Origin of the sequence: Acinetobacter higginsii (assembly GCF_000369845.1) — a bacterium.
Lineage (GTDB): Bacteria > Pseudomonadota > Gammaproteobacteria > Pseudomonadales > Moraxellaceae > Acinetobacter > Acinetobacter higginsii.
Window position 1 is genome coordinate 365,383 of record NZ_KB850222.1, and the last position, 10,256, is coordinate 375,638.

Genomic DNA, 10,256 nt, shown 5'->3' on the forward strand with positions numbered 1-10,256 from the left:
AAATGGACATTTAAAAATGGCACATCAATTTACGGTTAATGAAACAATTCATGGTGTTTCAATTGAGGACTTTTCAAGACTGGTCGCGGTTACTTCATTGCATGAAGCAGTGTGTAAGCGTATTCCAGGTGAAAATTTGGAAATTATCGAATCGAATATTCAGGGTGATATTTATACTTTACGCCGTGAATATAATCTGGATGTTAATATTCCAGAGGTGGCGAAAAAATTATTAAAAAATGCGTTCCGCTTAAAACGTGCTGATATTACCCATTTGAAAAACTTAACCTCGACAGTTGAATTGGGCGCAAACCTGCCTTTGGAAGCGAAGGGTGAGCGCAGTGTCACGGGTGATAGTGAAAAAGTGAATATCTCTTTAACGTGGACAGTGAAAGTTAAAGTGCCGTTGATTGGTGGCATGTTAGAAAAGCATGCAGAAGGCGAAATCCGTAAATTCAGCACACTTGAAATCGAGATCGTTGCAGATGAATTAAAGAAACACCTTTAATTTTTGCAGAAAAGAAAGCTCTCCATGTGGGGAGTTTTTTTGTTTTAGAAGCGTAGGAAATAGGGAACAATCGAAAGCACCACGCCAATGATACTGATCATGGCAGTGCTATCAATAAAATAGGTAAAGAGCATCAAGACCAAACCACAAACTAAAGGCACGGTCATTTTCTGCTTTTTTCCATACATAAAATAGCCTAAGCCAATTGAGCTAAAGATGACACCTAGAAACAGTTGAGTTGCATTCATGTGCTTTGCCATGCGTTATTTTTTTCGCGAATATATTATGACAAGATTCTTAAATGAAAATTATGGTAACGCGATAAAATATCCAATACGATAATATTCACTATTTGGTCAAAACAACGATAAGGGCGTGGGATGAGTGTAATTCTACCTGTAGCACAACGTGGTGAAGAAGTTTTAAAAATTAAAGCGGCAGCTGTCGCAAACGGGGAATTTAATAGTGAGTGGTTATTGCAATTGGCATCTGCCATGCATGCGACCATGTTGGAGCGTAATGGGGTTGGGATTGCAGCACCACAAGTTTATATTTCTAAACGCTTAATTATTGTGGCGTCACGTCCGAATCCGCGTTATCCCGATGCACCTGAAATGGATGCCGTGGTGATGGTCAATCCTGAGATTTTGGCATTTTCTCAAGAGTCTTGTTTAGGTGAAGAAGGCTGTTTAAGTGTGCCAGATGAGCGTGGGCAGGTCGAACGGGCGCAAGCAATTAAAGTACGTTACTACACCTTACAAGGTGAAGTGATTGAAACTGCTTTTGAGGGTTTTCCTGCACGGATTGTTCAGCATGAAGTGGACCATTTGGATGGCATTTTATTTGTAGAACGTTTGAGTTAGTTGTGTATGTAAGCTCATAAAATCATTACAAAAGCATAATCTCAATATGATCCGCTCTCTGTACTATAAGATCTGATTTAAATTAAAACTTGAAACATTTAAAGGCTAGATGACCATGAAAACTCCACTTCCTGATTATTTGGCACATGTGATTGATGCCTGCGATATCGATAACAGTGGGCATCTCGCCGATTATATTCCTGAGTTAGCCAATGCAAATCCCAACCGATTAGCACTGGCCTTGTCTACCGTTGATGGTGAAATCTATTCCGTTGGGGATGATGAGATTGAATTCACGATTCAATCGATGTCTAAACCGTTTACTTATGCCTATGTGCTACAACAGCTTGGGATTGATGCCGTATTAGAGAAAGTTGGGGTTGAACCTTCGGGCGAAGCCTTTAATGAAATTTCATTGGGTAAAGATCGCCGTCCTAAAAATCCGATGATTAACTCAGGTGCAATTACTACGCATTCACTGATTCCTGTCAAAGATGACTTATCAGGTGCAGAAATTTTACGTCGATTTATGAGCGAGCTGGCAGGACGTGAACTGCAATTTGATGATGCTGTTTATGAATCCGAGGTGAAAACGGCCTATCGCAATCTCTCAATTGGTTATATGTTGAGTACGGTTGGGATATTGGAAACTGATCCTGTTGATATTGTGAATGGCTATATTCGTCAATGCGCGATCTTGGTGACGGTTAAAGATCTAGTACGGATGGGCAGTGTTTTTGCCAATGGTGGGGTTGATCCTAAAACGGGTAAACGCTTATTGAATCGTGCTGTGGTACGCCAAGTCCTAAGCGTGATGATGAGCTGTGGTATGTACGATGCCGCGGGGGATTGGCTCACAACGGTTGGTATTCCTGCCAAAAGTGGTGTCGCAGGTGGAATCTTGGGTGTGTTGCCAGGTCAGGTGAGTATTGCAGCTTTCTCTCCTCGACTCGATGAACATGGCAATAGTGTACGCGGCATCGATATCATGGAAAGACTCTCTCGTGATATGGGCTTGCATTTGATGGAAGGCACACCTTCTGCACAAACGATTGTGCAGAGTCATTATCGCACTGGAAAAGATGCGTCTTTAAGTGTCTATGTACTGCGTGGTGTATTGAAATTTACTGAAGCGGAAATGTTGTTACGAACGCTGCAATGTGAGCCTGTTGATAAAAGCTCTATTGTGATTGATTTAACCCAGATTTCATTGATTCATGATGTTGGAAAACGGATGTTTTTGGAGGGGATTGATCGTTTGATCGATGATGGTCATACATTATTGTTGGTTGATCCTGAGCAGCGTTTGGATCATGCACGAACGCATAAAGATCGTATCTTGCATGTTTATCAGAATCTTGAGGATCTGATTGAGAAGCATAAAGAGCTATAGGAGAAGAGAACCTTTATTGAAATGATATAGGTTCTGAATAGCGTTTATATATTGTGCTCAATATACTCGGATGGATTTTATTTTATGGGGGAGAATTTAATTTAAATTGTATTTATAATGAGCCGATTAGTTTTTGAAGAATATCTAAAATGAAAAATAAAATATTGGGTTTTATATTGATGTTTATGGCTTCACAGTCATTGTTTGCAGCTCCATTTGTGCAGCCTGTTATTCAGGGTAAAACTTACAATAATTGGGAAGTACCAATACGCTCATTAGCTAAGCCGAAAAGCATCATTAAAGGAAAAGCAGATGAGTGTAATGGTGGTTATTTCCCTGATGAATATGATTATGGCAGTTTTAAACTTTTAGACACAGGCGTCATTAAAGAGGTTTATTTAAGTCAGAACAATGCGCTAGTGTTTCATGGACAAAAAATTCGTGGTGGGATAGATCAAAAGACTTTTATGCAACAATTTAAAAAATATGAATTGTGGATGGATGCTGAAAATAAGAATGTTGTTTATAGTGGGCTTGCCGAAAGTGGAAATGATTCAATAGCGTTTGTCTTTAAAAATGGAAAACTTTTAAAATATAAATTGTTCTTTGATGATTGTTAGTTTTGACAAGAGTAAGTATAAAAATAAACCAGTCGCTGAAATGTAGCAGTTTAGCCAATTTAAAATGTATTTTAGGGGCTGGAAAAGCAAGTTAGAGAGAGTTAAATTTTTTTAAAATAAATTGATAAATATGGCCCCAAAAGATCATAAAAAGCCCTCCGCAACTCAACAATAAGAAGACAGCTATAGCTACATAGGAGACGTTGCTTTTAGCTTCATATAATTTCATGAGCTGGTGGTCTGCCAATGTATGTTGAAATTGCTTTTTATTTACAGCGTCGACCCAAGTCATATCTTTGATCATAAACCTATCGTTTATTTTTATAATATCTGCCGTTTTGATTTGATAGTTGAAAACTTGGTCTTGATCATGGCTGCAGATAGTTTCCAAATAATTTGAACAGTCAAAAAGATAAATTCTTTTTTGATTTTCAGTGATAAATATCGTATCTAACTTATTAAACTTTTTAATGCTGAATTCATAATTCATGCTTTTATCTGTTTCCAGATGCTGATACGGCGTTACTTTAATTATCTTCTTTGGTGTGAGAAGTTCATAAACACTTAAAGCTAATATAAGAAGAAGGAATGCTGTAAAGATTAAAGCGATGATTGTTGCTAAATTCCTTTTCTTTTTTTCATTTAATCTAAAACCTATAGTCATTTGAAATTTGATGCTGGTCAATTCTATTTATATTAAATTTTACTACAACTTTTTGAAATCTAGAAATTAAGCATTGATAGGATTAATTTCAAAAAATAGTTTTATTCGCGAGCAAGATCTATGTAGAAACGGATGTCTTTGGTAAACAATCTTTGCTTTTGGATCATATAAAAATCCCCTCAATTGAGGGGATTCTTTTGATCACTTACGCAATCGAATCATCTAAATTCGGCGCTAACCAACGCTTCGCTTCATCCAATGTCCAACCTTTACGCTTTGCATAATCCTCAAGCTGATCTTGAGAAATCTTGCCTACGTTGAAGTATTCACTTTCAGGATGAGAATAATAGAAACCACTGACAGAAGAAGGCGGCATCATCGCAAAGTGTTCAGTCAACTTGGTACCAATTTTCGCTTCTGAACCTAACCAATCAAATAACACTGCTTTTTCAGAATGCTCTGGGCAAGCAGGATAACCTGGTGCAGGACGAATGCCGACATACTTCTCTTTGATTAATTCTTCATTGCCCAAAGTCTCATCGGCTTTATAGCCCCAGAATTCTTTACGAATGCGCTCATGCAAATGTTCTGCGAAGGCTTCGGCAAAACGATCGGCCAAAGACTGAACCAGAATTGCTGAGTAATCATCACCTTGGGCTTTATATTCATTTGCCAATTCTTCAGCACCAAAGATCGATACCGTGAAACCACCGAGATAATCAGTATTGTCTTTAGAGGTGCTAATAAAGTCTGCTAAAGATAAATTTGGTTTGCCTGTGACTTTGTCTGACTGCTGACGAATATGCTCAAAGGTATGCGTAACCTTTTGACCAGATTCATCAAACACACTCACGGTATCCGCACCGGTACGCTGTGCAGGGTATAAACCAAATACAGCACGTGCATCAAAACGATTATTCTCGATAATGTCTTTTAGCATCGCTTGCGCTTGGTTATATAAATCAGTGGCTGCTTCACCCACAACTTCATCTGTCAGGATTTTCGGGAATTTACCCGCCAAGCTCCAAGAGATAAAGAATGGTGTCCAGTCAAAGTATTCAACCAAGGTCGCCAATGGATAATTGGTAATGACTTGCGTACCTAAACTATTTGGAATCGGTGGCACATAGTTGTCATCCACCTTGAAACCGTTCTCAATCGATTCGGCATAGCTGAGTTTGGCTGCTTTCGGTTGCTTATTGGCTAAGCGTTCACGAATCTTGGCATATTCAGCACGATGTTCTGCAATAAAGTTGCCACGCATTTCTTTCGAGAGCAGGGTAGTTGCAACACCCACTGCACGTGAAGCATCGGCCACATAGATCACCGCATCATTTTGATACTGAGGATCAATCTTCACCGCAGTGTGTGCTTTCGATGTGGTTGCACCACCAATCAATAATGGAATGTTAAAGCCTTTACGCTGCATTTCTTTGGCAACAAACACCATTTCATCCAAAGACGGGGTGATCAAACCCGACAAACCGATGATGTCACATTTCTCATCAATCGCGGTTTGCAGGATTTTTTCCGCTGGGACCATCACCCCAAGATCAACGATGTCATAACCATTACAGCCCAAGACCACGCCCACGATATTTTTACCAATATCGTGTACGTCACCCTTAACAGTCGCCATCAACACTTTACCTTTGGATTGGCTACCTGTTTTTTCAGCTTCGATGTATGGGTTCAACCATGCAACGGCTTGTTTCATCACACGTGCAGATTTCACGACTTGTGGCAGGAACATTTTACCTGAACCAAACAGGTCACCAACCACGTTCATGCCATCCATCAATGCGCCTTCAATCACATCAAGAGGGCGTTTGGCTTTTAAACGGGCTTCTTCAGTATCTTCATCAATATAGGTGGTGATACCTTTTACCAACGCATATTCAAGACGTTTTTCAACCGATTCATTGCGCCATTCAAGGTTTTCAGCCTCACGTTGCGCGCCACTATGACCACGGAACTTCTCTGCCACTTCAAGCAGTTTTTCTGTGGCATTTTGACCTGATTCACCTTGGTTCTGGTTTAAAACAACATCTTCAACTGCATCTTTTAGTTCTTTTGGAATATCGTCGTAAATCGCCATTTGACCAGCGTTCACGATCCCCATAGTCATGCCTTGTTTGATGGCATGGTAAAGAAATACCGAGTGAATCGCTTCACGGACAGGCTCATTACCACGGAAGGAGAAGGATACGTTAGAGACACCGCCTGAAATCATGGCATGTGGCAAGTTCTGTTTGATCCAGCCCGTAGCTTCAATAAAGTCGACGCCATAGTTGTTGTGTTCTTCGATCCCTGTTGCCACGGCAAATACGTTCGGGTCAAAAATAATATCTTCAGCAGGGAAGCCCACTTCATTGACTAAAACATCATAAGAACGTTTACAGATTTCACGTTTACGTGCAGCAGTATCGGCCTGACCTGTTTCATCAAAGGCCATCACAATAATCGCAGCACCGTACTGACGGCATAGGCGAGCTTTTTCAACAAACTCGTCATAACCCTCTTTCAATGAAATTGAGTTAACAACAGGTTTACCTTGTACACACTTTAAACCTGCTTCAATGATTTCCCATTTTGACGAGTCAATCATGATTGGCACACGAGAGATATCTGGCTCAGATGCCACTAGATTCAGGAAATGCACCATCGCATTTTGCGAATCCAGCATGCCTTCATCCATGTTGATATCGATGATCTGTGCACCCGCTTCAACCTGTTGCTGAGCTACTTCCAAAGCTTCGGCAAACTTTTCTTCACGGATAAGACGCAGGAATTTTTTTGAACCCGTGACGTTGGTACGTTCACCGACATTGACGAACAGTGAATCATCATAAATGTTAAATGGTTCTAAACCACTTAAACGGCAGGCTGGTTTGGTTTCAGGAATTTGACGTGGCTGAATGTCTTTGACTGCATTATAGATAGCGCGAATATGATCTGGTGTGGTACCACAGCAACCACCAGTAATATTGATCAAACCGCTTTCAGCAAATTCTTTGATGAATGCTGCGGTTTGTTCTGGAGTTTCATCATATTCACCGAAGGCATTCGGCAAACCAGCGTTTGGATGGGCAGAGACAAAAGTATCAGCAACATCCGCAATGGTTTTCACGTGTGGGCGCATCGCGTCTGCACCCAAGGCACAGTTAAAACCAATTGAGAGTAAATCACCGTGTCGTACTGAGTTCCAGAACGCTTCAGCAGTTTGGCCTGTTAAGGTACGACCTGATGCATCGGTAATGGTGCCTGAAATCATCAACGGTAGTTCATGACCAATTTGCTTGAATACTTCTTTCACCGCAAAGATTGCAGCTTTACAGTTCAAGGTATCAAACACAGTTTCGATCAAGAGAATGTCTGCACCACCTTCAATCAAGGCGTGGGCAGCTTCAATATAGTTTTCTTTTAATTCATCAAATGTAATATTACGGAATGCAGGGTCGTTCACATTCGGTGAAATCGAACAGGTACGTGAAGTTGGGCCAAGTACGCCTGCAACAAAACGTGGTTTCTCTGGGGTTGAATATTTTTCACATGCTGCTTTGGCTAAGCGCGCTGCTTCACGGTTGATCTCTGGAACAAGGTCTTCCATGTGGTAGTCAGACATTGAAACACGGGTGCCGTTAAAGCTGTTGGTTTCGATAATATCTGCGCCTGCATCCAAATAAGCTTCATGGATGCCCTGAATAATCTGTGGTTGGGTTAAAACCAATAAGTCATTATTGCCTTTAAGGTCTGATGCCCAATCTGCAAAACGTTCACCACGATAATCTTCTTCTTCTAGTTTATGGCGTTGAATCATGGTTCCCATTGCACCATCAATAATCAGGATGCGTTGGGTAAGAAGTGATTGTAGGGTGGTAAGCGTGGACATTCAGAAACCCCAGTTGATGATCAAGATAAAAAGCAGGGGCATTGTAACAGAAGCTAGGTCAAAGCGCGTATTTTCAGCAAGCTTGAACAGTGATTCATCGGGTCACTTAGAAAATGTCATAAAATGTTCATGAAGTTGTCACAATTGAATTGAATAATGCTTAAAAAGAAAACATCCAGTTCGGAATGTGACAGTTTAATGTCATATTTCGTAGCGTTTGTTGCAAAATCAGACAAACAGTTCTATCGCTGTTTTTGTTTTTATAATGCATTGTTTTTTATTAATTAAAATGAAAAATAAGGTGGATTTATTACTGGGAAATACAAAAAAATGTGATGAAAACATGAAATTTTGGCTTTATGTGACAGTCCTTTGTCATATAATTGTCATAATTTAATTAAACAATACAGGGGATTTTATTATCCTCTAACCGTCTACATGAATTCTAATCTTCCTCCTGTTTCGGATTCACCGCTTGCCAGCTCTCAGGCAAAATCGACGAATGTACATGTACCAACACCGAAATTCTTTATGCCGGTGTTTTTGACAATTATTGTTGCAACACTGATTTATATCGGTTTTCAGCTTAGTGCTGACTTGGCACATGTACCGCCTTTAAGTTTATATTCAGTTATTCTTTTATCGACGGCACTTTTCATTGCTTTAGGCTTTGAATTTGTAAATGGTTTTCACGATACGGCGAACGCTGTAGCGACGGTTATTTATACCAATGCATTGCCTGCTCCAGCAGCAGTGATGTGGGCTGGTTTCTGTAACTTCCTTGGGGTTATGGTAGCGAGTGGTGCGGTTGCATACGGTATTATTGCATTACTCCCTGTAGAAATGATCATGAATGTCGGCAGCGGCGCTGGCTTTGCGATGGTTTTTGCATTATTAATCGCGGCAATCCTATGGAATTTAGGAACGTGGTTTTTGGGGATTCCTGCATCAAGTTCACATACCTTAATCGGTTCGATTTTGGGTGTGGGCATCATGAACCATATTTTAAATGCGTCTGCTGGTGCGACCAGTAGTGGTATTGATATGGATCAGGTGATTAAAGTTGGTAAGGCATTATTATTCTCTCCATTGATTGGTTTTGCATTTGCAGCAATTCTATTCTTGTTGGTGAAGAAAGTATTTAAACGCCAAATGGAGCTGTTTCAGCCACCTGAAGGTAACAAGCCACCACCACCAGTGATTCGTGCAATTCTTATTTTTACTTGTACAGGTGTGAGCTTTGCACACGGTTCAAACGATGGTCAAAAAGGCATGGGCCTGATCATGTTGATCCTAATTGGCTTGGTTCCACTGGCTTATTCATTGAACAAAAACTTGGATGCGCAGCATTTACAGTCTTTTGAACAGCTTTCTTCAAAAACAGCAACTGTTTTAAACGTTAATCAAAACGAGCTGACAGATGAGAAAGCGCGTGAAGTATTAACTAAATATATCCAAACCAAAGAACAAACGGCTGAAGTTGTACCTGCGTTAGCAAGTATGACAGAGCACTTGGGTACACGTGTTGCTGGTTATGGCGATCTTAAGGCGATTCCTGAAGCTGCTGTTAGCGAAATCCGCAATGACATGTATTTAAGCACTACAACGTTTAAGCGTTTAGATAAAGCTGAAGCTTTGCCAGAAATGGATAAAGACCAAGCTAAAGTTGTGAAAGAATACCGTAGTAGCTTGGATTCATTCCTTCAGTACATTCCAAACTGGGTGAAAGTTGCGGTTGCTCTTGCGCTTGGTCTAGGTACCATGGTGGGCTGGAAGCGTATTGTTGTGACTGTCGGTGAGCGTATTGGTAAGAACCATATGACTTATGGTCAGGGTATGTCTGCTGAGCTTGTAGCGATGAGTACTATTGCAGCAGCGGATGGTCTTGGTATGCCAGTATCAACTACACACGTATTAAACAGTGCTGTTGCAGGTACTATGGTTGCCAATAAGTCAGGTCTAAACTTCGCAACGGTTAGAACAATTCTGTCTGCTTGGATCTTTACTTTACCAGCAACGATTACCTTATCTGGTGGTCTATATTGGTTGTTCCTACAGTTTGTTTCATGATCCTAAATACTTAAAAAGATCAGATTTAAAGGCTTTGCTTCGGCAAAGCTTTTTTATGTCTGTACCTTTCATTTTTCTTCAAAATTGTCTGATTTTAGATATGAGTTGTCCTTTTAAAGTGGGTCAGCGTGCCCTTGTCAATTTATGATGCGCTGAATGGCTGAATGGCTGAATGGCTGAATGGCTGAATGGCTGAATGGCTGAATGGCTGAATGGCTGAATGGCTGAATGGCTGAATGGCTGAAT

Annotated in this window: 8 protein-coding genes; 5 read left to right on the top strand and 3 right to left on the bottom strand. The window is 40.5% G+C overall.

The genetic code is table 11. The features are described 5' to 3' along the window. The first annotated feature begins 16 nt into the window (after positions 1 to 16). Entirely contained in the window at positions 17 to 508 is a 492-nt protein-coding gene (locus F885_RS03790) for a DUF2505 family protein (protein ID WP_005321923.1), read from the top strand. Between the two features lie 44 nt (positions 509 to 552). Here the strand turns inward: F885_RS03790 and F885_RS03785 are convergent, their stop codons facing one another. Beyond that, positions 553 to 756, bottom strand: a complete 204-nt coding sequence (locus F885_RS03785) for a hypothetical protein (protein WP_032859723.1) — start codon at positions 754 to 756, stop codon at positions 553 to 555. 132 nt (positions 757 to 888) lie between these two features. On the opposite strand from F885_RS03785, the gene def reads away from it, so the two are divergent. From def to F885_RS03770, 3 genes are all read left to right on the top strand, one after another. After that, complete coding sequence (gene def, locus F885_RS03780; RefSeq protein ID WP_004805557.1) at positions 889 to 1,371, top strand: peptide deformylase; 483 nt, start codon at positions 889 to 891, stop codon at positions 1,369 to 1,371. Between the two features lie 115 nt (positions 1,372 to 1,486). Then, a complete protein-coding gene (locus tag F885_RS03775; RefSeq protein WP_005321927.1) occupies positions 1,487 to 2,764 on the top strand; it encodes a glutaminase in 1,278 nt (425 codons plus the stop codon). A 149-nt stretch (positions 2,765 to 2,913) separates the two neighbouring features. Further along, positions 2,914 to 3,384: a hypothetical protein gene (locus F885_RS03770; protein WP_032859725.1), complete on the top strand. Its 471-nt coding sequence runs from the start codon at positions 2,914 to 2,916 to the stop codon at positions 3,382 to 3,384. Positions 3,385 to 3,475: 91 nt separating this feature from the next. On the opposite strand, the gene F885_RS03765 is transcribed toward F885_RS03770, so the two are convergent. Both F885_RS03765 and metH read right to left on the bottom strand, forming a co-directional pair. Then, entirely contained in the window at positions 3,476 to 4,048 is a 573-nt protein-coding gene (locus tag F885_RS03765) for a hypothetical protein (protein ID WP_005321932.1), read from the bottom strand. A 205-nt stretch (positions 4,049 to 4,253) separates the two neighbouring features. Then, entirely contained in the window at positions 4,254 to 7,940 is a 3,687-nt protein-coding gene (gene metH / locus F885_RS03760) for a methionine synthase (protein ID WP_005321934.1), read from the bottom strand. A gap of 438 nt (positions 7,941 to 8,378) precedes the next feature. On the opposite strand from metH, the gene F885_RS03755 reads away from it, so the two are divergent. Further along, on the top strand, positions 8,379 to 10,010 hold the full coding sequence (locus tag F885_RS03755) for an inorganic phosphate transporter (RefSeq protein ID WP_005190284.1): 1,632 nt from the start codon (positions 8,379 to 8,381) through the stop codon (positions 10,008 to 10,010). The last annotated feature ends 246 nt before the right edge of the window (positions 10,011 to 10,256 follow it).

Excerpts from the sequence above, each read along its gene's own strand:
- F885_RS03770 (WP_032859725.1), top strand. The coding sequence starts at position 2,914 with ATGAAAAATAAAATATTGGGTTTTATATTGATGTTTATGGCTTCACAG.
- F885_RS03765 (WP_005321932.1), bottom strand. The coding sequence starts at position 4,048 with ATGACTATAGGTTTTAGATTAAATGAAAAAAAGAAAAGGAATTTAGCA.
- F885_RS03755 (WP_005190284.1), top strand. The coding sequence starts at position 8,379 with ATGAATTCTAATCTTCCTCCTGTTTCGGATTCACCGCTTGCCAGCTCT.
- F885_RS03785 (WP_032859723.1), bottom strand. The coding sequence starts at position 756 with ATGAATGCAACTCAACTGTTTCTAGGTGTCATCTTTAGCTCAATTGGC.
- F885_RS03790 (WP_005321923.1), top strand. The coding sequence starts at position 17 with ATGGCACATCAATTTACGGTTAATGAAACAATTCATGGTGTTTCAATT.
- def (WP_004805557.1), top strand. The coding sequence starts at position 889 with ATGAGTGTAATTCTACCTGTAGCACAACGTGGTGAAGAAGTTTTAAAA.
- F885_RS03775 (WP_005321927.1), top strand. The coding sequence starts at position 1,487 with ATGAAAACTCCACTTCCTGATTATTTGGCACATGTGATTGATGCCTGC.
- metH (WP_005321934.1), bottom strand. The coding sequence starts at position 7,940 with ATGTCCACGCTTACCACCCTACAATCACTTCTTACCCAACGCATCCTG.